Source organism: Streptomyces sp. NPDC059248 (assembly GCF_042753905.1).
In the GTDB taxonomy this organism is placed as follows: domain Bacteria; phylum Actinomycetota; class Actinomycetes; order Streptomycetales; family Streptomycetaceae; genus Streptomyces.
The window spans coordinates 1-20,332 of the sequence record NZ_JBHYZV010000109.1 but is presented as its reverse complement, the minus strand read 5'-3'; the positions used below and the strand labels follow the sequence as shown (position 1 = coordinate 20,332).

Below are 20,332 nucleotides of genomic sequence, written 5' to 3'. Positions count from 1 at the left end.
TTGTTTATAACTCACTCCCCGTGGGGGGCCCCCACCCTCCGCGCACCCATCGGGCGGGCCCGCCGGGCCCCGCTACCACGCAAAACTCAGTGCCATCGCGCCGCCGCGCGGCCCTATCGTGCTGCCCGGCCGAGTCGTCTGGGTAAGGACGTTCCGTTGTACATCGGGTGAGACCTCCTGAGCGCTGAATCGTCGCGCGTCGCGTATATCCGCGCCGCGCTCCTTTTTGCTGCGGATTTCTCACACGGAACCGGTGTTCTTCTGTGCTCGAAAACTGGGTGGTCACGCCCACCTGCCTGCCTGTCGTTCTCCGTCGTTGCCACGCCTGCCCGTCCCGGCGCTTCCGGGCCGACGGCAAATTCCGGGTCAACGCCCACCACAAACTCCTCGACGTCTGGATGCTGGTGCTCTGCACCGGGTGCGGGGAGACGGCGAAACTCACGGTCCTGGAGCGGGCGAACGTCCGCTCCATACGCCCCGAACTGCTGGACCGGCTGCATCACAACGACCTCGGCCTGACGGCCGAGCTGCTCCGGGACCCGGCCCTGCTGCGCCGTAACCGCGTCGCCCTCGACTGGGACGGCGCCTGGCGCCTCGACACCGGCGGTGCGGACTACCGGGACCGCGAGGTGATCGACGTCTCGGTCCGGTTCGCGGCGCGCATACCCGTCCGGCCGGTGCGTCTGATCGCCGAAGGCTGCGGCCTCCCGCGCGCCGAGGTCGAACGGCTGATCACGGACGGGAAGATCGTCGCGGCGGTCCGGCTGGGCGGCAAGCTCTCCGGCGACTTCACCTTCACGCTCAAACGCTGACCCCGGCCCGGGGGCGTGTCCGGTGAAACCCACCGGACACGCCCCCGCCCTGCGGGCGGACGGCGCTACTTTGACGACACGGCCTAGGAAACGCCGGGTTCCGGCAGCAGCCCGCCCAGGAGGGTACGTACCAGCCCCGCCGCGAACTCCTCGGGGGACTGCGGCGCCGGCATTCCCCCCGAGGCGTCGTACACGAACGCCCGCTGGGCGCAGGCGCCGAGGAGGAGGGCCGCGGCGGAGTCCGGATCGACATCCGCACGCAGCGCGCCGCGGTCGCGCTCGGCGCGCAGATAGCGGGCGAGCGTCACCAGGGGTATGTGCGGGCCCTGGCCGAGTTCCCGTACGCCCTCGAAATGGCGTTGCTTGAGGGCGGGTTCGGCGTAGAGGGAGGCTGCGAGAGGGACGCTCTGCTCGTAGAAGCGCACGGCGTGCTCGGCGACGCGGGTGAGGTTGTGCTCCACGCCGAGGCCGCCCGGGTCCCGCCCCAGCTCGTCGAGGAGGGGGTTGAGTCGGGGCAGACGGTCCCTGAAGACGCGGACGAAGATCTCCTCCTTGCTGCGGTAGTGCTTGTAGAGCGCCGCCTCGGAGCAGCCGGCCTCACGGGCGATCTCCTTGGTCGTGGTGCGGGCCAGTCCGGTGGAGCGCAGCAGATGCTCAGCGGCGTCGACGATCCGTTCACGGGTGGGGCGGGTTGACTTCGAGGTGGGCATTCACTCACCCTAATAGGTGAGTGAATACTTACCCACCTCTGGGCACTCCAGGAGAGGCGACACATGCGCTACACGGTCTTCGGGGCGACCGGCGGGACCGGCCGACAGCTCGTACAGCAGGCGCTCGACGCCGGACACCAGGTCACGGCGGTCGTACGCGACCCGGCCCGGCTGCCCGTCCCCGCGCACGAGCGGCTGGAGGTCGTCGTCGCGGATGTGACCGACCCGGAAGCGCTGCGCCCGGCGGTCGCGGGCCGCGACGCTGTGCTCTCGGCGCTCGGCGCGCCCACCAACAAGACGGCGGGCATCGCCTCCGCCGGGACCCGGGCGATCCTGCGCGCCCTCGACGCCGAGGGCGTACGCCGCCTCGTCGTGGTGAGCGCCACCCCGGTCGGCCCGCCGCCGCCCGGCGAAGGCCCGCTGTACCGCCTGGTACTGCTGCCCCTGGTGCGGCGGGTCTTCCGGGACGTCTACGCCGATCTGTCCGCGATGGAGAACGAGATCCGGGCCGCCGGCGCGGATTGGACGGTGGTCCGCCCGCCCCGCCTGACCGACGGGCCGTCGACGCCCTCGTACCGGACGGCATTCGGCGGGGCCGTCCCCGGCGGCCACACGGTGAGCCGCGCGGACGTGGCCCAGGCGATGCTCGCCCTGGCCGATGACCCGGCGGCGGTGGGACAGGTGGTGGGGGTCGCGACCTGACGCCCGCCGATCAGGGCCGCGCCGTCAGCACTCGACGACGTTCACCGCGAGCCCGCCCCCTCCCGTCCCGCCTCGCCCCGTCCCGCCTCGCCCCGCCTCGCCCCGCCTCGCCCCGTCCCGCCTCGCCCCGTCCCGCGGCGTCTCCTTCGGCCGGCGCTCCGGGTTCCCCGGGGGAGCGCGTCGAGAACGGACCGTGGCTGATGTCGGCGGTGATCACGCCGGTCAGCCCGATGGGCCGGTGCGTCGCACCGGCCCATCGGCCCATCGGGTGTCTCCGGGTGTGTCCGGTCCGGTCTCAGTGGCGTCGCGCGCGCCGCTGACGGGTGACGATGACCGCTGCCGCGCCCGCGCCGAGCAGTACGGCGGTGAGGGCGAGAACTCCTCCGAGGCCGGCCATACCGGTCTGGCCGAGGGAACCCTTCGGATTCCTTCCGGTCGGTGTCGGGGTGTCCGGCGTCGGGCCCGGCGGCCGCGACGGGGACGGCGAAGCGGTCGGTGTCGGGGACGGGGATGCGGACGACGTCGGTGTCGGCGTCGGTGTCGGCGACACCGGCTCCGGGATGTGCACACCGGCGTCGATCGTGTGATCGACCCCTCCTGGTGTGGCCGGCGCGGTGACGGGCGCGTACCCGTTGCAGAGCCGGCCGTTGGTCGGCGGGGTCACGTTGGAGTCGTGTACCCGGTCGTCACCGGCGCGCGGCAGAGTGAACCGCAGGTCGGTGGCGGCCGGCTGGCCCGGCACCTTGCTGGTGTCCGCCGTGCACACGTCGAACTGCACGGTGTATTTGGCGCCGGGTGTCAGCTCGTAGTCCGCGCCGACCCCGCCGAAGTAGTACTCGCCGGCGTTGTCGGTCGTGGTCGTGGCGACCTTCTCGCCATCGGCGTCCAGGAGGTTGATCGTCGCGTCCGGCAGCAGTACGTGCCCCGGGTCCTGGATGCCGTTGCGGTCGCCGTCGTACCAGACCACGTTGCCGATCTGGATCGGCGCGTTCGCCGCGGCGTACGCGATGTCGCCGAGGCCGCCGGCCTTGCCGAACCCGTTCTGGTTCGGCCCGATGAACTCGTACGCGTTGTTCACCGGGTCGTTGCCGGGGCCCAGGCCGGTGGCGACGTTGTAGTAGCCGGTTCCGTTGGTGATGACCCGGCCTGTCGGGTCCATCTGGGTGCTGACGATCCAGTCCTGCTGCGGGATATAGGCGACCGACCCCAGCGCGGACTCCTGGTGCGGCCCCGGGTTGGTGGCGGAGCCGCCGTTCGGGAAGTAGTCACCCGGGAAGTACTCGACGACGCTGCCGGGCTGGACCCCGTCGAGTCTCGGGTCCGTGGCGTGGTCGGGGCAGATCCCGGTGCCTTCCCAGTCGTACCCGCCTCCGGGTTTGGCGCAGGCCATGTTGATGTCACCGCCGGACATGCCGTTCTGCGGTGTGTCCCTGCCCGGCCTCGGGTCCAGCCCGCCCCAGCTCACGACGTCCATGAACCGGTCGCGGAAGCCGAGGATCAGCGACCCGTCGCGGGCGAACGCCATACTGGCCAGCGCCGGCTGCGGATTGATCATCGCACCGCCGGCGCTGAAGCTGTCCCAGTCGTCCAGATCGGTGTTCCAAGGGTTCCAGTACTTGCCCTGCTCCTCGGGACGGCCGGTGAGCACGCTCCCGCGCTCGAAGTCCAGCCGCTGGGAGAGCACGGTGGTGAAGTCCTCGCCGTCATAGGTGGCGACGACGGCCTTCAGATCCGCACGTTTCTTTGTGCTCTCCGCGCTGCACACGCCCCCGACGTACAGCTTGCCGTCGTGGGCGGCCACGCTGAACGGACGCCAGTCCCCGCTCGACGTGCAGCCGGGATCGGGGATCGGTACGGTCTTCAGGGGCGCCGAGGCCGTTGCCCCGGTCGCGTCGAAGCCGATCAGGCTACGGGTGAGCAGGTTCACCGCCCACAGGGTCGAGCCGTCCTCCGACAGGGCCAGGCCGCCGATGCTCTCCTTGCCCGGTGCGTCGGTGAACCCGGCGTCCTTGATGAGGTTGCCGGTGTCGTGCGGTGTCTGCGTGGCGCCCGGGACCGTCGCGAACAGCGTCGGGGCACGCCCGCCGTCGGCCGGCGTGATGTAGATCGCGTTACCGCCCTTGGGCCCGTACTCGGTGAACCGCCGGGCGAACGCCGACTGGAACAGCTGCTTGCGGTACCGGTCGTAGGCCAGTCCGTAGGTCGTACCCACCTGGTCCTGGGTGTTGAGGACCTCCGGGCACGTCTCCTGCGCGGGACAGGTGCCCCGGGCATCCGTTCCGAAGGCCACCAGGGCCCGGGTGTCGGTCCCGCCCGCGCCGCTCTGGATCGGAACGAAATAGCGGGATTCGGGCAGTGTGTAGTCGGCCGGGTTCCAGACCCCGGTGGTCACCGAGTCGTCCTTGCCGTCCGAGACGTCCACGAACGAGGTGAAGCTGTCGAAGTGGTTCGGCGCGGTCGAGGCGGGCGCCGCCCGCAAATGGTCACGGTAGGTCTCCGGGATGGTGACGTCGACCCGGTACCGGCCGCCGGTCAGCTCGCTCGACGGCGGCACGACGACCCTGCCGGTGACATCCGTGACACCGGTGACACGGTTGCCCGCGGGGTCGGTGACGGCGACCCGCATTCCCCGTTGAGGCACATCCATCGTCGCGTTGATCACGCCGGTGCCGAAGAAGTCCCGCAGTACCTCGACGGTCAGCGTTCCGTCGCGGGCCGCGGCTCCGGCCTGCCCCGCGCCGGTCAGGACCACACCCGCGCCGCCCCCTACCAGTAGCAGGCCGGACAGGCCCAACCGCAGGAGAACACGTAATCGCATATCGCTCCTCTACCTCGTCCCGAGCTCACGTCGATCCGACAACTCCCGGGCAGAGGATACAGTTGACGAGGTGTCAAGTTGTGCGAAACGCGGAGTTCGGGGGGCGCCCCGATGAGAGCTGTTACGATCGCGCCGCGTGCGGAGCATCAGGAGCAGCAGAGCGCGGGACGTCACGGCGCGGAGCACCGGCACCAAGGGACGCCTATGGAGTCGTGAGGCGACGGGCCGGCGTCGTCGATGGCCGCGATTACGTTGGGCAGCGGGCGCCGTCGTCTGCGTCGTGGCAGCTGTGACCGGCACCGTCGTCCTGCTCGGCGACGGCGATGACACCGTCACCCCGCGAGCGTTGACCGCGGACGAGGTGAACCGGCTTTCGGTCACACGATTCCTCAACTACCGGGCGGGCGGCCGGGCGGTGACGATCACCGTGCCGAACGTCGGCGGCGGGCTGGTCGTCACCGGATCCGTCGACTACCGCACCCACACCGGTTACGGGGTGGTGCGCGGGACCGGGCGCGACGCGTCCAGCGACGGGCTGATCCGGTGGACGGCCACCACCGTCCTCGTACGCCCCATGGCGGAGCCCCCGGCGGTCGCACCGGCGTCGCCGCCCGCGTCCGGCTGGCACAGCCGTCCGCTGCAAACGTCCGGCATGACCTTGGACAGTGCGCTGGCCATCGTGCTCGACTTCGGCAGCGACCGGCCGGACAACGCCGCGCTGCTGCCGCAGAACGGCGCTGTCTGGGTCGGGCGGGAGCGGGTGCGCGGCCATCGGACGGACATCATGAACGGGCCGCGTGCTCAGGCGGATCCCCGTGCCGGTGCGGGTGCCGACGCCGGTGCCCGTGGCGGTACCGGCGCCGGCACGTCGCGGACGGTGCGCTACTGGATCGGCCCGGACGGCACCATGCACCGGGTCGAGATCGGTATCGCCTCCGCGCCGCGGCCGGTGGTCATCGACTTCGGCACCGGGGCGTACGCCCCCGTCCCCCCGCTGCCGGGAGCCACCCCGGAGTCGTAACCGCGGCTTATGAGGTCCGCACCCGTGCGCGGTCGGCGAGCAGCGACGGCGACGGCAGGGCGATGTCCGCGACGACCGGCAGTGCCGGAGCTTCCGGTACGACGGTGGCGCCGGCCGTGCGGGCCCCCGGGAACTCCGGCTGGGGGCCGGGCGCGGCCACATCGGTGAAGGGGATGCCCGCGGGTGCCGCCGGGCTCCGCCACATGCCGGAGGGCGTGGGTGATGTGGCGGGGACCGGGCAGGACGCGGTGGACGCGAGCCCCGCGGGCACGGTCGTCCGAAGCTTGTTGCCCGCCAGGCAGTTGCCCCGACCCCGGGTGGCGGTGGGGAATGTCCAGCCGATGTCGATGCCGTTGGCGGCGAAGGTGTTGTCCGTGATCCGGTTGCGGTCGGCCGTCAGGTCGGCGGTCGCGGTGATCACGAGCCCGGCGGCGGTGTTTCCGGTGACCCGGTTGCGGATGATCCGGTTGTCGCTGCCGCCGTCGACGCCGATGCCGACGCCCCAGCCGCCGTCGGCCTGTTCGGGGGTCTGCCGCTGCTGGTTGTCCGCGATCAGGTTGCCCGCGATGACGGCGTCGCGCTGCGGGAGCAGTTTCTCCTGGTGGTCGGAGTTGGTGGTCAGTCCGACGCGGTTGCCGACCAGGCGGTTGCCGACCACATACATGTCACCGCCGGCGTTGGTGCCCTCGTAGCCGACCGCGTTGAGTTCGGAGACGTTGTTCCGTACCGCGATCCGGCACGGCCTGCACTGGCCGACGTAGATCCCCGAATCCGCCCCGCCCGAGGTGTAGGAGTGCTCGATGACACCGTTCTGCGCGGAGAACGCGTAGATGCCGTAGAGACCGTTGCGGGTCGCGGTCACATGCGACACCAGGAACGACTTCAGAAGGGTGACGGGTTCGTCGCCGGTGTCGTAGCCGCCGCTCCCCGGCAGTGCGGTGACCGCCGCCGCCGAACCGGTGACCAGCACCCCGTTGTGCGTGTTGTTCCGTACGGTCAGATTCTGCACGGCCACCCCGGGCGCCGAGACGACCACACCGTTCGGCCGCCGCACCTCCCCGTCGACGACCACCCCGGCCCGGGACTCGCCCCGCAGGGTGATGCGCTCCGTGTCGATCCGTACCGACTCGCGGTACACACCCGGAGCCACCAGAACCAGGTCACCGGGCCGGGCCAGGGACACCGCCGCCGAGATCGTCGGGGCGTCGCCGGGGACCCGGATCGTCACCCGCGCGCCGTCCGGCCGCCGGCCCTCGCCCGATCCGTCACCGCCGTCGCCGCCACAGCCGGTCACCAGCGTCAGCGCCGCCAGGGCAGCCGTCATCACGCGCAGAGCTAATCGAGACATGATCCCAGTCTGGCACGGCGTCGAACCCGCCGTCGCGATGTCGAACTCCCGCTTGAGGTAAGGAGATCGAGCGGCGGAAGCGGTACGGGTATGGCACTGTACGCATCATGCACCGCGCCGATCGTTCCCCGTCGCGCCGCGCCTTCCTCGATGTCACCGGCGTCACGGTGGCCGCCGGTCTCCTCGCCGGGTGCTCGGGGGACCCCGCAGGGCCCGGCCCGCCCGCCCCCGCCGGGCCGGCCACGCCGACGCAGGTCCCGGTGACGGGCCGACATCAGGCCGGGGTGACGCTTCCCCGGTCGGCGCAGCCCCATCTGCTGGCCCTGGTGGCGGACCTCGGAGCAGAGGTGGCGCCCGGCCCGCTGCTGGCCGAACTCGGCGAGGCCGTCCGCACTCTCACCGCCGGATCCGACCCACGGCTGCTGGGCATGTCCCCGGGCGATATGACCGTGACCGTCGGCGTGGGTCCACGGCTGGTACGGACGGCCGGTGCCGCCCTGCCCGGCGCCGCCGACCTCCCGCGGTTCTCCCGCGAGCGGATCGCGGCGCGGGCGCGCGGAGGTGATCTGCTGATACAGATCTGCGCCGGCGACGCCCTGCTCCTACCGGTGGTCGCCGCCGCGCTCCTGGACCAGGCGGGCGATCGCATCCGGGAGCGCTGGCGGCAGTTCGGGCGCCGCGGTCCGGAAGTGCCCGTGGCCGAGGGCCGTACCGCACCGCGCAATCTGCTCGGTTTCATCGACGGCATCGTGGGCCCGCACACCACCGCCGAGCAGGAACGCGACCTGTGGCTGGCCGGACCCCCCGCGGTCGCCGGCGGCACCCTGGCCGTACTGCGGCGCATGGAGTTCGACCTGACGCGGTTCGCCGCCCTGTCCGTCGCCGAGCAGGAGGCGGTCTTCGGACGGCGCCGGAGCAGCGGCGTACCCCTCTCCGGCGGCAGCGTCGCCTCGGCCCCCGGACTCGGCGCCAAGACACCCGACGGGCGCTACCTCGTCCCCGTGGACGCCCATGTGCGCAGGGCGAACCCCACCACCGTCGGCGTCGGCCATATGCTCCGCCGGTCCTACAGCATCGACGATCCCGTCCCCGGCCTGCTCTTCATCAGCTTCCAGAACGACCTGCGGACCTTCACGGCCACGCTCGCCCGTATGGACGCCTCCGACGCGCTGCTGCCCTTCACCACCACGACCGCCGGCGCGACCTTCCTGATCCTCCCCGGCTACGGCCCACGGCGCCCGCTCGGCTCCCCTTTGTTCGACTGATCCGAAAACGCCGCATACGGCTTCCCGCACCTTCGTGACGGGGGCGCCCCAGCGCCCCCGGCGACACGTCCCTCTTCGCGCCCCGGCCGGGGCCCTCCGGCCGTGACGGGCTCAACACTCGATGATGTTCACCGCGAGCCCGCCCCGGGCCGTCTCCTTGTACTTGACCGACATATCGGCGCCGGTCTCCTTCATGGTCTTGATGACCTTGTCGAGGGAGACCAGGTGGCTGCCGTCGCCGCGCATCGCCATCTTCGCGGCGGTGACGGCCTTGACCGCCGCCATGCCGTTGCGTTCGATGCACGGGATCTGGACCAGGCCGCCGACCGGGTCGCAGGTCAGGCCCAGGTTGTGTTCCATGCCGATCTCGGCCGCGTTCTCCACCTGTTCCGGGGTGCCGCCGAGGACCTCGGCGAGGGCGCCGGCGGCCATCGAGCAGGCGGAGCCGACCTCGCCCTGGCAGCCGACCTCGGCGCCGGAGATGGAGGCGTTCTCCTTGAAGAGCATGCCGATCGCGCCGGCCGCCAGGAGGAACCGTACGATTCCGTCCTCGTCGGCGCCCGGGACGAAGTTCATGTAGTGGTGGAGGACGGCGGGGATGATGCCGGCCGCGCCGTTGGTGGGGGCGGTCACGACCCGGCCGCCCGCCGCGTTCTCCTCGTTCACGGCCATCGCGTAGAGGGTGATCCACTCCATGGAGCGGGCCAGCGGGTCCCCCTCGGCGCGCAGCTGGCGGGCGGTCTTCGCGGCCCGGCGGCGTACCTTCAGACCGCCGGGCAGGATGCCCTCACGGGCGAGTCCGCGGGCCACACACGCCTGCATGACCCGCCAGATCTCCAGCAGTCCGGTCCGGATCTCCTCCTCGGTCCGCCACGCCTTCTCGTTCTCCAGCATCAGGGACGAGATGGACAGACCGGTCTCCCGGGTCAGCCGGAGCAGTTCGTCACCGGTGCGGAAGGGGTACTTCAGCACGGTGTCGTCGAGCTTGATGCGGTCCTCGCCGACCGCGTCGTCGTCTACGACGAAGCCGCCGCCGACGGAGTAGTACGTCTTCTCCAGGACCGTGCCGCCGTCGGCGTCGTACGCCCGGATCGTCATGCCGTTGGCGTGGTACGGCAGCGTCTCGCGGCGGTGCAGGACGAGGTCGTCGTCGAAGGCGAAGGCGATCTCGTGGGCGCCCAGCAGGGCGATCCGCCCCGACTCCTTGATCCGCTCCACCCGCTCGTCGGCGGATTCCACATCGACGGTACGGGGCGACTCGCCCTCCAGGCCCAGCAGTACCGCCTTGGGGGTGCCGTGGCCGTGCCCCGTGGCGCCGAGCGAGCCGTACAGCTCGGCCCGTATCGCGGTGGTGGAGGCGAGCAGTCCCTCGTTCTTCAGCCGGTGGGCGAACATCCGGGCGGCCCGCATGGGGCCGACCGTGTGCGAGCTGGACGGGCCGATGCCGATCGAGAACAGGTCGAAGACCGAGATGGCCACGTGAAACTCCTGAGGGTGGGGAGACGCCGTTGTCTGCCGCGTGGGGTGGTGCGGGTGGGGCCGGAGAACAAACGAACGAGGGGCGGGGGAGGGGGCGGGGTCCGCGCTGGGGGTCCCCCCGTTGCCGACATCGCCGAAGGCATGGGGGGCGAACGGCGGGGGCACCGGCTCACCTTCTCAGTGTGCGCGATGCCCCCGATGTCCGACCGTACGGCACAACCGTACGTATCGTACGAATGTACGGTTACGGCTGTGCGGGCGTGAGGCCCGGGTACAGCGGGTGCTTCTCGGCCAGGGCCGTGACCCGGGCGCGCAGCGCCACCGCGTCGTACGACGGCTTCAGCGCCTCGGCGATGACGTCCGCGACCTCACGGAAGTCGTCGGCGTCGAAGCCGCGGGTGGCCAGGGCCGGCGTACCGATCCGCAGACCCGAGGTGACCATCGGCGGGCGCGGGTCGTTCGGGATCGCGTTCCGGTTGACCGTGATGCCGACCTCGTGGAGGCGGTCCTCGGCCTGCTGGCCGTCCAGCTCGGAGTGGCGGAGGTCGACCAGGACCAGGTGGACGTCGGTACCGCCGGAGAGCACCGAGACGCCGTGCTCGGTCACATCGGCCCTGACCAGACGCTCGGCCAGGATCTTCGCGCCGTCCAGGGTGCGCTGCTGGCGCTCCTTGAACTCCTCGGACGCGGCGACCTTGAAGGAGACCGCCTTGGCCGCGACCACATGCTCCAGCGGGCCGCCCTGCTGGCCGGGGAAGACCGCGGAGTTGATCTTCTTCGCCAGCTCGGCCGTGGAGAGGATCACCCCGCCGCGCGGACCGCCCAGGGTCTTGTGCGTGGTGGTGGTCACGACATGGGCGTGCGGAACCGGGTTCGGGTGCAGTCCGGCCGCGACAAGACCGGCGAAGTGGGCCATGTCGACCATCAGATACGCGCCGACCTGGTCCGCGATCCGCCGGAAGGCGGCGAAGTCCAGCTGCCGCGGATAGGCGGACCAGCCCGCGACGATCAGCTTCGGCCGGGACTCCTCGGCCAGCTTCTCGACCTCGGCCATGTCCACCTGGCCGGTGGCGTCGTCCACGTGGTACGCGACCACGTTGTAGAGCTTGCCGGAGAAGTTGATCTTCATGCCGTGGGTCAGGTGCCCGCCGTGGGCGAGGTTCAGACCCATGATCGTGTCGCCGGGCTTCAGCAGCGCGAACATCGCCGCCGCGTTGGCCTGGGCGCCCGAGTGCGGCTGGACATTGGCGTGCTCGGCGCCGAAAAGCGCCTTGACCCGGTCGATGGCGATCTGCTCGACCACGTCGACGTGCTCACAGCCGCCGTAGTAGCGGCGGCCGGGGTAGCCCTCGGCGTACTTGTTGGTGAGGACCGACCCCTGGGCCTCCATGACCGCCACCGGGGCGAAGTTCTCGGAGGCGATCATTTCGAGGGTGGACTGCTGGCGGTGGAGCTCGGCGTCGACGGCGGCGGCGACATCGGGGTCCAGCTCGTGGAGTGAGGAATTGAGAAGCGACATATCGGTATATATCCCTGTCGTCAGCTCTTGGTGAACTCGGCGTACTCGTCGGCGGAGAGCAGATCGTCCGGCTGCTCCGCCACCCGTACCTTGAACAGCCAGCCGCCCTCGAAGGGTGCGCTGTTCACGAGCGACGGGTCGTCCACCACGTCCTGGTTGGCCTCGGTGACCTCACCGGTGACGGGGGAGTAGAGATCACTCACGGACTTGGTGGACTCCAGCTCGCCGCAGGACTCACCGGCGGTCACCGTCGCCCCCACCTCGGGGAGCTGGGCGAACACGACGTCACCGAGCGCGTTCGCGGCGAACTCGGTGATCCCGACCGTCGACACGCCGTCCTCGGCGGTCGTCAGCCACTCGTGCTCCTTGCTGTAGCGCAGCTGCTGGGGGTTGCTCATGGGATGAATTCTCCTGTACGCGGACGGTGCGGATGGACGGACCGGGGGCGCCGCGACGTGCGTCTGATCACGTCCGGCGGGCGAAACGGTGGGAAGCGGAGGGCGGGGCCGATGGGGGGCCGGATGGAAGGGGAGGGTGGGGCCGAGGAGCGGGGCGGCCGGAAGCGGAGGGCGGGGCCGAGGAGCGGGCCGGACGGGCGGACGCCCCGGCTCTACTTCCGCCGGCGGTAGAACGGCAGCGCCACGACCTCGTACGGCTCGCGACTGCCCCGGATGTCGACCCCGACACCCGGCGTGCCGGGCGCGGCGTGGGCCGCGTCGACGTACGCCATGGCGATCGGCCTGCCGAGGGTGGGGGAGGGGGCGCCCGATGTGACCTCGCCGATCACCGTGCCGTCGCCCGCGACCACCGGATATCCGGCGCGCGGCACCCGGCGGCCGTCGGCGACGAGTCCGACGAGGGTACGGGGCGGGGCGCTCGCGGCCCGCTCGGCGGCGGCCTCCAGCGCCTTGCGGCCCACGAAGTCGCCCTCCTTCTCGAACTTCACCACCCGGCCGAGCCCGGCGTCGAAGGGGGTGAGCTCCGTGGTCAGCTCGTTCCCGTACAGCGGCATGCCCGCCTCCAGGCGCAGCGTGTCGCGGCAGGACAGGCCGCAGGGCACCAGACCAGCGGAAGCGCCCGCCTCGGTCAGCGCCCGCCACAGCCCCTCCGCGTGCTCCGGCGCGACGAAGAGTTCGAAACCGTCCTCGCCGGTGTATCCGGTACGGGCGATCATCGCCGGGACACCGGCGACGGTGCCCGGCAGCCCCGCGTAGTACTTCAGCCCGTCGAGGTCGGCGTCGGTGACGGCGGCCAGGATCCCGGGGGACTCGGGCCCCTGGACCGCGATCAGGGCGAAGGCGTCACGGTCGTCGCGGACCTCCGCGTCGAAGCCCGCCGCCCGCTCGGTCACCGCGTCGAGGACGGTCTGCGCGTTGCCCGCGTTGGCCACCACCAGATACTCGGTGGCCCCCGTGCGGTAGACGATCAGGTCGTCGAGGATCCCGCCGTCCTCGCGGCAGATCATGGTGTAGCGGGCCCGGCCGGGACCGATGGTGGAGATATTGCCGACCAGGGCCTGGTCCAGCAGGGCCGCGGCCTCCGGGCCGAAGACGGTGATCTCGCCCATGTGGGAGAGGTCGAAGAGCCCGGCCCGGGTGCGTACGGCCTGGTGCTCCTCCCGCTCACTCGCGTACCGCAACGGCATGTCCCAGCCCGCGAAGTCGGTCATCGTCGCACCCAGGGAGCGGTGCAGGGCGTCGAGGGCGGTACGGCGGGGGACGGTGCTCATGGACGGTTACTCCCAGGGCAGGGCGGAAGACATGACGACGAGGACGTTCCTCCCCATCTGTCATCGGAACCTGAGAGGTTCGTCGCGAGACGTCGTACGGATGGCCGTACGGACGGTCGTGACTTGCACCTTGGGTGGAGCCGGAGGACCGGCCCGCTTTTCAGATCTGCCTCGTCGCGCGCGGTACGGGGCCTGAGAGATTCAAGGGAGGAACTTGCTCCTTCGGCGCCCGGAGCCGAGTCCGGGTCTCTCCCGCGCGGATTTAACCGGCCGGTATGCAGTTGGCGGGCACATCATTGCACGCAGACCGGGAAGTCCGGGAGCCCCGGCGGCGTTGTTCTCCTGCGTGGACACCTGGTCACAGTCCCGTACGGGAACCGCGCGACGGGCCGGGCCGGTCCTACCCGGGAGAGGCGTGCGCCGGGCGCACGGCCGGGGCACGAGAGGCGCAGCCGGGAAACAGAAGGGAAATGCCGGAAAAAACGCTCGCATCTCATTACCATTTCTTTACGGTCCATTGACGCTCCATGGGCATAGGTGTGGGTGACCTGACATGGGGGAGGAGGGTGTGATGACGTTGCAGCGCTCCAGTGCCTACGCCACGACCACGGGGGTGCCGGCCCAGCCACAAGCGCCCGCGCGGGAGCGGTTCCGGGCCGCCGTACCACCGGTGCTGCGCGATCTGCGAGCCCGCGAGGGCCGCGGCCCGCACGGGCTCACCTTCGCCGCCGGAGACCTGGTAGTGGTCTCCGGACTGCCCGGAAGCGGGAAATCCACCCTGATCAAACGGACCGCCGCGGCCTCCGCCGTGGACTCCCAGGACACCCGCGACCGCTGGGACACCAGCCTGCCGCGTCTCCTCCCCTACGCCCTCTACCGGCCCTTCGTCCGGCTCGCCCACTACGCCGGACTGCGCCGCGCCCTGCGCGGCGGCGAGAGCGTCGTCGTCCACGACTGCGGCACCCAGACCTGGGTCCGCCGCTGGCTCGCCCGCGAAGCCCGGCGCCGCGGCACCGGCCTCCACCTCGTGCTCCTCGACGTCCCGCCCGCCGTCGCCCGCCAAGGCCAGCGCGAACGCGGCCGGGGCGTCTCCGGATACGCCTTCGCCCGGCACCGCAGGGCCGCCGGACGGCTGATCTCCGACGCCGAGGAGGGCCGCGCCCCCACCGGCTGTGCCTCCGTCATCCTGCTGGACCGCCCGGCGGCCGGCGCCCTCGCCCGGATCTCCTTCACCCCCCGGTAGCCGGCGAGCGGCAGGCCCTATTGTCGTCCCCGGACCGAGGACCGGACCGAGGACCGGACCGGACCGGACCGGACCGAAGAGGGGACCCGACCCGGACATCGGGCCGGGGGAGAGGGCGAACAGGGATGAACGTGCCGGAGCGGCTGGACGAGCGGCGGCAGTACGACGGGCCGTACGACAGGCCGTACGACGGAACCACCGGCGAACGGACCGCCGGAGACACCGGAGCGGGCGAACCCACCGCGCCGTACCCGGCCTGGCCGGTCAACGAGTTGGAGGAGACCCTCGCCGCCTCCCTCGGCAACCCCGGCGCCGGCGCCCGGCTGGTCGAAGTACTCGGCCGCAGCCGGATCTGGGTACCCCTGCCCAACGGCGGCGGCCCCGAAAGCCGCGACCTCGACCTGCCGATGATCGAACTCGACGGCGCCGCGTACGTCCCCGTCTTCAGCTCCCAGGAGCAGTACCGGGCCTGCGTCGGCGACCACGTCGCCTACACCATCGCCCCCGCCCGCGAATTCGCCCGCGGACTCCCCCCGCAGGTCGGCATCGCCGTCAACCCCGGCGGCTCCGTCGGCGTCCCACTACCGCCACCCGCAGTCGCCGAACTCTGCCGGACGGGCCACACCCCCCTCGACGGCCCCGCCGGCGGCGGCCGGGTCCGACTCTACGAACCCGACTGGCAGGACGACCCCGTCGACTTCCTCACCACCGCGGCCGAGGAATTCCGCGCCACAGGCGCCGTACTCACCGCGCGCCGGGCCCTCGCCTCCGTGGAAGGCGACGACCCCACCCTCCTCATCGGCGTCCAGCTCGCACCCGGAGCCACCCCCGACACCGCCCTCGACGCCCTCTCCCGCGCCCTCGGCCGTCACACCGTTGCCTGGCCGGTCAACCTGGTCTTTCTCGACCTGACCCAAGACCCGGTCGCCGAATGGATGACCACCCAGGTGAGGGAGTTCTTTTCTTAAGGGCTCGGTTCGCCCCCTTTTTTCAAGGCTCGGTTCGCCTCCGGGGCGCTTCAGCCGTGTTCTTCAGTCGACCGTGCTCGACCGCTCGTTCCTCGCGGCCTGCGCGCTCTCCTTCCAGACCACGACGCGCCCCTTCGGCTCACTCGCCATCCGGGGCGAGGCTGCCGAGTCATCGGGGAGTCGGGGCGGCGCGCGGCGCCCCGGGGCAACGGCATCACCAAAAGGAGGGGCGCGCCGTAAGCTGGGGGCGGTCTGGGTCGCGGGGCCCAGGAGCGGTTGACGGCTGGGACCGGAGGGGCGGAACAGTGGTGAGCGCGTCAGGCACGGCCGCGACCGGGCAGATCGAGCACATGATCCGCCAGGTGACCCCGGGGCGCTACGACGCGTACGAGGCGCTGCTCACGGCCCTCGCCGACCCCGCGGCCGGCCGGATCTGGATGCTGCTGTGGCACGGCAGGCCCGGATCGCCCGACGCCCAATACGGCAACCTGGAGATCGACGGCTTCGGCTACGCGCCCGCCGTCACCTCCCCCCAGGAGTTGTCCGCCTCCGGCTGGAGCCGCGCCCACGAGGTCACCACCGGGCTCGACATCGCCCGCGCCCTCTACCCCGACCGCTGGGGCATCTGGCTCAACCCGCACGCCCCCGGCGGCGGCGTCGGCATCCCCTGGACCGATCTGCGGCGGATCGCGACCGGCCTCGACCGGATGCCCGCCGGGCCGCTCAGGCTCTCCGAACCGGCCGTCGAGATCCCGCAGTTCTACGCGCTCCTCTCCCGCAACGCCCACCACACCCCGGCCGTCCGCTCCCTGCGCCGCGCCTGGGTCCAGCCCGCCCTCGGCGCCCCCTACCTCGCCATCGGCCTCGATCTGTACGACACCAGCCGCCCCTCCGTGGACGCGGTACGGGCGATGATGCAGCAATCCATCGCGGCCGTCCCCGAAGGGCTGCCGGTGTCGACGGTCGCGCTCTCGGACGACTACGACCCGGTGGGGATGTGGCTGCGGGCCAACGCCCGGCCGTTCTACGACCGGGACGCCCACGCCGCGCCCGGCGGCGCCCCCGAGGGCGGCTACGGCTACCCCCGGACCCCCGGCCGCTGACGCACCGCCGCGCCCGGCGGCGTACCCACGCGTCACAGCCCGGCGTCACGCGCCCGGCCGGCGCGCCGCTGACGCCGGATGCGCCTTCCGAAGGGTGAGACCCCGCGCCGGACACCCCCCGGCGGCCGAATGTCGTTCATTCGTCACGCGCACGGACGAGCCGGCGAACCATCCGATGGATTCCGCCCCGGCCGGGGTTTGTCCCGGCGAATAGGGGGGTGGCTGATCTCTCGCGCCTTTGAATCACAGGGCGTTAAGTGTTCGATTATCGGATACTGGCTCAACTTCTGTCAGGTGCGGGGGAGATGGCGTTCCGCTCAGTCCACGCGGGCGTCCGCATAACGGAACCCCTCTACACGCATCACGTTTGGGCAACCATTGCCCGGCAGGTCTGGCGGGTGATCGCGCGACCGTTGAAGACTCCCGCTCCAAGGGGACACTCGTTCCCGCGCGCCGCCGGAGCAAAACGTACGTCTCGTACCAACTGCTTCCTGCGCACCAGATGTTGAGGAAGATGCCGCTACAGCGGCGGGTACGGGCCGGTCACCTCCGGCCGAGAGGGGTCCCCACCACGATGACGGCACCAATGCACGACACGAGCGCGGACGCGGAGAAGACCGCGACCGCCGATGTCGCGGCTGCTGTAGTCAGGAAGTCGGTCGAAGGGCGGTCGCTGCGACAGATCGCCTGGTCCCGGCTGAAGCGGGACAAGCTGGCGCTGTCAGGCGGCATCGTTGTCATCCTCCTCGTACTCGTCGCGGTCTTCGCCCCCGTCCTCGTCGATCTCTTCGGCCATCCGCCGAACAAGTTCCACCAGGACAAACTGGACCCGCTGTTCAACACCCCCAAGGGCGCCTTCGGCGGTATCAGCTCCGAGCATCTGCTGGGCGTCGAGCCGAACACCGGCCGCGACGTCTTCAGCCGGGTCGTCTACGGTGCGCGGATCTCGCTCCTCGTGGCCTTCCTCGCCGCGGTGGTGGCCGTCTTCCTCGGGACGATCTTCGGCATCGTCGCCGGCTACTTCGGCGGCTGGGTCGACGCGGTGATCAGCCGGGTGATGGACATGCTGCTCTCCTTCCCGCAGCTGCTCTTCATCATCTCGCTCGTCGCGGTGCTGCCCAACGACCTCTTCGGACTGACCGGATCGAGCGTCAGAATCGCGATCCTGGTCTCCGTGATCGGCTTCTTCGGCTGGCCGTACGTCGGACGTATCGTGCGCGGCCAGACCCTCTCCCTGCGCGAGAAGGAGTACATCGAGGCCGCCCGCAGCCTGGGCGCCGGACGCCGGTACGTCCTCTTCAAGGAGCTGCTGCCGAACCTGGTGGCGCCGATCACCGTCTACGCGACGCTGATGATCCCCACGAACATCCTCACCGAGGCCGCGCTCAGCTTCCTCGGGGCGGGCGTCCGCCCGCCGACCGCGTCCTGGGGGCAGATGCTCTCCACGGCGGTCAAGACCTACGAGTCCGATCCGACCTTCATGGTGATCCCCGGACTGGCGATCTTCATCACGGTGCTGGCCTTCAACCTCTTCGGCGACGGCGTGCGGGACGCGCTCGACCCCAAGGGCACCCGGTGAGCACCCCCGGCGGCCCCCCGCGGCCGCAGACAACTGAACGTGCCCCTGCCAGACCTGTCAGGCGGCTCCCCGATGGTTTCCCGGCGTCGAGCAGGGACCGCGCTACTCCGGAGGTTGCAGTAACCATGACTCCCCAACGTTCGTCACGGCCAGGACGAATCGCCGTGGCGGCCCTCGTCGTGGCCGCCCTCACGGCCACCGCGGCGTGCGGTGGCGGTGGCGACGACGACAAGGCCGGCAAGGGCGCGGGCTTCAACGCCGGTGCCACGGGCGTCGCGAACCCGTCCACCAAGGCGGGCGGCACGCTGAAGTTCATCGGCAAGCAGGACCTGGACTCCGCCGACCCGACGCGCCAGTACTACGGCATGGCCTGGGACTTCGCCCGGTTCTACTCCCGCCAGCTGGTCACCTACTCCACCAAGCCGGGCCCCGCGGGCGCCGAGCTGGTGCCGGACCTGGCCCAGGAGAAGGCCGCCATCACCAACGGCGGCAAGACCTACACGTACAAGCTCCGGGACGGGATCACCTGGGAGGACGGCTCCCCGATCACGTCCAAGGACATCAAGTACGGCATCCAGCGCGTCTGGGCCGCGGACGTCCTCCCGGGCGGCCCGCAGTACCTGCGCCAGGTCCTCGACCCGACCGGCGCGTACAAGGGTCCGTACAAGGACACCAGCCCGGACAAGCTGGGCCTGAAGGCGATCCAGACGCCGGACGACAAGACGATCGTCTTCAACCTGCCGAAGCCCAACGGCGACTTCGAGCAGATGCTCGCCATGCCGGCCGGCTCGCCGGTGAAGAAGGAGCAGGACAAGGGCGCGCAGTACCAGCTCAAGCCCTTCTCATCGGGCCCGTACAAGTTCGAGAAGTACGAGCCGAAGAAGAGCATCAGCCTGGTCCGCAACGACAAGTGGAAGAAGGCCTCGGACCCGATCCGCCCGGCGCTGCCGGACAAGATCACGGTCACGATCAACTCCAACATCGAGGCGATCGACGAGCTGCTTATCAAGGGCGAGTACGACCTCGACCTGAACGCCACCGGTATGGGCCAGGCGGGCCGTACCAAGGCGCTCAAGGAGCACAAGGAGAACGTCGACAACATCCAGACGAGCTTCGTCCGGTATGTCGACATCGTCTCCAACCTGGCGCCCTTCAACAACGTCGAGTGCCGCAAGGCGGTCATCTACGCGACCGACTTCGCCTCGATCCAGCAGGTCCGCGGCGGGCCGCAGGCCGGTGGCGACATCGCCCCGAACATGCTGCCCAAGGACGTCAAGGGCGCCGACGACTACGACCCGTACGGCGTGCTCGCCCGCAAGGGCAAGCCGGACACCGCCAAGGCGAAGGCGGCGCTCCAGGCGTGCGGCAAGCCGGGCGGCTTCTCCACCAACATCAGCGCCCGCAGCAACAACCCGGGCGAGGTCCAGGCCGCCGAGGCGCTCCAGCAGTCGCTGGCCGCCGTCGGCATCAAGACCCAGGTCGACCCGATCGACGGCGCCGAGTCGTCGAGCATCACCGGCTCGCCCGCGGTCGTCAAGCAGCGCAACCTGGGTCTGATCATGACCGGCTGGGGTCCCGACTTCCCGACCGGCCAGGGCTTCTCCCAGCCGATCATCGACGGTCGTTTCATCGCGGACAACGCGAACTACAACATGTCGATGACGAACGACCCGAAGATCAACAAGTTCTTCGACCAGGCGCTGCTGGAGACCGACCCCAACAAGGCCGGTGAGATCTACAAGCAGATGAACCACGCCGTCTCGGACCTCGCCGTCCAGATGCCGCTCGTCTACGAGAAGAACATCACCTGGCGCAGCTCGCGACTGACCAACGCCTACTCCACGGCGGCGTACAGCGGTCGCTACGACTACGTCACCCTGGGCGTCGTCAAGTAGTCCTCCGCTCCCCGAGGATCCCGGTGGTGGGCCCCCGCCCCCCCCGCGGGGGCCCCCCCCCCCCCCCCCCCCCACCCCCCCCCCCCCCCCCCCCCCCCCCCGGGGGTTGGCGGGGGCGGCGCCCCCCCCCCCGACCCCCCG

General features: G+C 71.0%; 16 protein-coding genes and 1 riboswitch. Of the genes, 9 read left to right on the top strand and 7 right to left on the bottom strand.

The window, feature by feature from the left end; genetic code table 11:
- The first annotated feature begins 263 nt into the window (after positions 1–263).
- Positions 264–812 (top strand): DUF1062 domain-containing protein, encoded by a 549-nt coding sequence (locus ACFXG1_RS30455; RefSeq protein ID WP_384745440.1) that lies wholly within the window; start codon positions 264–266, stop codon positions 810–812.
- An 83-nt stretch (positions 813–895) separates the two neighbouring features.
- Here the strand turns inward: ACFXG1_RS30455 and ACFXG1_RS30450 are convergent, their stop codons facing one another.
- Positions 896–1,522 carry a TetR/AcrR family transcriptional regulator gene (locus ACFXG1_RS30450; RefSeq protein ID WP_384745439.1) on the bottom strand — a complete coding sequence of 209 codons (627 nt, stop codon included), beginning with the start codon at positions 1,520–1,522 and terminating at the stop codon, positions 896–898.
- Between the two features lie 63 nt (positions 1,523–1,585).
- On the opposite strand from ACFXG1_RS30450, the gene ACFXG1_RS30445 reads away from it, so the two are divergent.
- On the top strand, positions 1,586–2,224 hold the full coding sequence (locus ACFXG1_RS30445) for an NAD(P)-dependent oxidoreductase (protein WP_384723235.1): 639 nt from the start codon (positions 1,586–1,588) through the stop codon (positions 2,222–2,224).
- A gap of 295 nt (positions 2,225–2,519) precedes the next feature.
- Here ACFXG1_RS30445 and ACFXG1_RS30440 read toward each other — a convergent pair whose 3' ends face one another.
- Positions 2,520–5,042, bottom strand: coding sequence for an SdrD B-like domain-containing protein (locus ACFXG1_RS30440; RefSeq protein ID WP_384745437.1), 2,523 nt, complete (start codon positions 5,040–5,042; stop codon positions 2,520–2,522).
- 289 nt (positions 5,043–5,331) lie between these two features.
- Between ACFXG1_RS30440 and ACFXG1_RS30435 the strand changes: the two genes are divergently transcribed.
- A complete protein-coding gene (locus ACFXG1_RS30435) occupies positions 5,332–6,063 on the top strand; it encodes a hypothetical protein (RefSeq protein WP_384712654.1) in 732 nt (243 codons plus the stop codon).
- Positions 6,064–6,070: 7 nt separating this feature from the next.
- Here the strand turns inward: ACFXG1_RS30435 and ACFXG1_RS30430 are convergent, their stop codons facing one another.
- Complete coding sequence (locus ACFXG1_RS30430; protein WP_384712648.1) at positions 6,071–7,411, bottom strand: right-handed parallel beta-helix repeat-containing protein; 1,341 nt, start codon at positions 7,409–7,411, stop codon at positions 6,071–6,073.
- A gap of 107 nt (positions 7,412–7,518) precedes the next feature.
- Between ACFXG1_RS30430 and ACFXG1_RS30425 the strand changes: the two genes are divergently transcribed.
- Positions 7,519–8,676 carry a Dyp-type peroxidase gene (locus ACFXG1_RS30425; protein WP_384712645.1) on the top strand — a complete coding sequence of 386 codons (1,158 nt, stop codon included), beginning with the start codon at positions 7,519–7,521 and terminating at the stop codon, positions 8,674–8,676.
- 111 nt (positions 8,677–8,787) lie between these two features.
- Here ACFXG1_RS30425 and ACFXG1_RS30420 read toward each other — a convergent pair whose 3' ends face one another.
- The 4 genes from ACFXG1_RS30420 to gcvT form a co-directional block, all read right to left on the bottom strand.
- A complete protein-coding gene (locus ACFXG1_RS30420) occupies positions 8,788–10,155 on the bottom strand; it encodes an L-serine ammonia-lyase (protein ID WP_384712642.1) in 1,368 nt (455 codons plus the stop codon).
- Positions 10,156–10,399: 244 nt separating this feature from the next.
- Positions 10,400–11,674, bottom strand: coding sequence for a serine hydroxymethyltransferase (gene glyA, locus ACFXG1_RS30415; protein WP_384712640.1), 1,275 nt, complete (start codon positions 11,672–11,674; stop codon positions 10,400–10,402).
- Between the two features lie 20 nt (positions 11,675–11,694).
- Positions 11,695–12,072, bottom strand: a complete 378-nt coding sequence (gcvH, locus tag ACFXG1_RS30410; RefSeq protein ID WP_384712637.1) for a glycine cleavage system protein GcvH — start codon at positions 12,070–12,072, stop codon at positions 11,695–11,697.
- Positions 12,073–12,284: 212 nt separating this feature from the next.
- On the bottom strand, positions 12,285–13,403 hold the full coding sequence (gcvT, locus tag ACFXG1_RS30405) for a glycine cleavage system aminomethyltransferase GcvT (RefSeq protein ID WP_384712634.1): 1,119 nt from the start codon (positions 13,401–13,403) through the stop codon (positions 12,285–12,287).
- A gap of 171 nt (positions 13,404–13,574) precedes the next feature.
- Positions 13,575–13,668: riboswitch (glycine riboswitch) on the bottom strand.
- Between the two features lie 306 nt (positions 13,669–13,974).
- On the opposite strand from gcvT, the gene ACFXG1_RS30400 reads away from it, so the two are divergent.
- The 5 genes from ACFXG1_RS30400 (at position 13,975) to ACFXG1_RS30380 (ending at position 20,191) form a co-directional block, all read left to right on the top strand.
- Complete coding sequence (locus ACFXG1_RS30400; protein ID WP_384712631.1) at positions 13,975–14,646, top strand: AAA family ATPase; 672 nt, start codon at positions 13,975–13,977, stop codon at positions 14,644–14,646.
- A gap of 125 nt (positions 14,647–14,771) precedes the next feature.
- Entirely contained in the window at positions 14,772–15,614 is an 843-nt protein-coding gene (locus ACFXG1_RS30395) for an enhanced serine sensitivity protein SseB (protein WP_384745433.1), read from the top strand.
- A 308-nt stretch (positions 15,615–15,922) separates the two neighbouring features.
- On the top strand, positions 15,923–16,717 hold the full coding sequence (locus ACFXG1_RS30390; protein WP_384745431.1) for an enhanced serine sensitivity protein SseB C-terminal domain-containing protein: 795 nt from the start codon (positions 15,923–15,925) through the stop codon (positions 16,715–16,717).
- Positions 16,718–17,291: 574 nt separating this feature from the next.
- Positions 17,292–18,296, top strand: a complete 1,005-nt coding sequence (locus ACFXG1_RS30385) for an ABC transporter permease (protein ID WP_384716838.1) — start codon at positions 17,292–17,294, stop codon at positions 18,294–18,296.
- Between the two features lie 125 nt (positions 18,297–18,421).
- Entirely contained in the window at positions 18,422–20,191 is a 1,770-nt protein-coding gene (locus ACFXG1_RS30380) for an ABC transporter substrate-binding protein (RefSeq protein WP_384716835.1), read from the top strand.
- Positions 20,192–20,332 lie beyond the last annotated feature (141 nt).

Bases quoted from the DNA above. Each gene is read 5' to 3' on its own strand.
- ACFXG1_RS30395 (WP_384745433.1), top strand. From the start codon at position 14,772: ATGAACGTGCCGGAGCGGCTGGACGAGCGGCGGCAGTACGACGGGCCG.
- gcvT (WP_384712634.1), bottom strand. From the start codon at position 13,403: ATGAGCACCGTCCCCCGCCGTACCGCCCTCGACGCCCTGCACCGCTCC.
- ACFXG1_RS30400 (WP_384712631.1), top strand. From the start codon at position 13,975: ATGACGTTGCAGCGCTCCAGTGCCTACGCCACGACCACGGGGGTGCCG.
- ACFXG1_RS30445 (WP_384723235.1), top strand. From the start codon at position 1,586: ATGCGCTACACGGTCTTCGGGGCGACCGGCGGGACCGGCCGACAGCTC.
- gcvH (WP_384712637.1), bottom strand. From the start codon at position 12,072: ATGAGCAACCCCCAGCAGCTGCGCTACAGCAAGGAGCACGAGTGGCTG.
- ACFXG1_RS30380 (WP_384716835.1), top strand. From the start codon at position 18,422: ATGACTCCCCAACGTTCGTCACGGCCAGGACGAATCGCCGTGGCGGCC.
- ACFXG1_RS30440 (WP_384745437.1), bottom strand. From the start codon at position 5,042: ATGCGATTACGTGTTCTCCTGCGGTTGGGCCTGTCCGGCCTGCTACTG.
- ACFXG1_RS30430 (WP_384712648.1), bottom strand. From the start codon at position 7,411: ATGTCTCGATTAGCTCTGCGCGTGATGACGGCTGCCCTGGCGGCGCTG.
- ACFXG1_RS30425 (WP_384712645.1), top strand. From the start codon at position 7,519: ATGCACCGCGCCGATCGTTCCCCGTCGCGCCGCGCCTTCCTCGATGTC.
- glyA (WP_384712640.1), bottom strand. From the start codon at position 11,674: ATGTCGCTTCTCAATTCCTCACTCCACGAGCTGGACCCCGATGTCGCC.
- ACFXG1_RS30385 (WP_384716838.1), top strand. From the start codon at position 17,292: ATGACGGCACCAATGCACGACACGAGCGCGGACGCGGAGAAGACCGCG.
- ACFXG1_RS30450 (WP_384745439.1), bottom strand. From the start codon at position 1,522: ATGCCCACCTCGAAGTCAACCCGCCCCACCCGTGAACGGATCGTCGAC.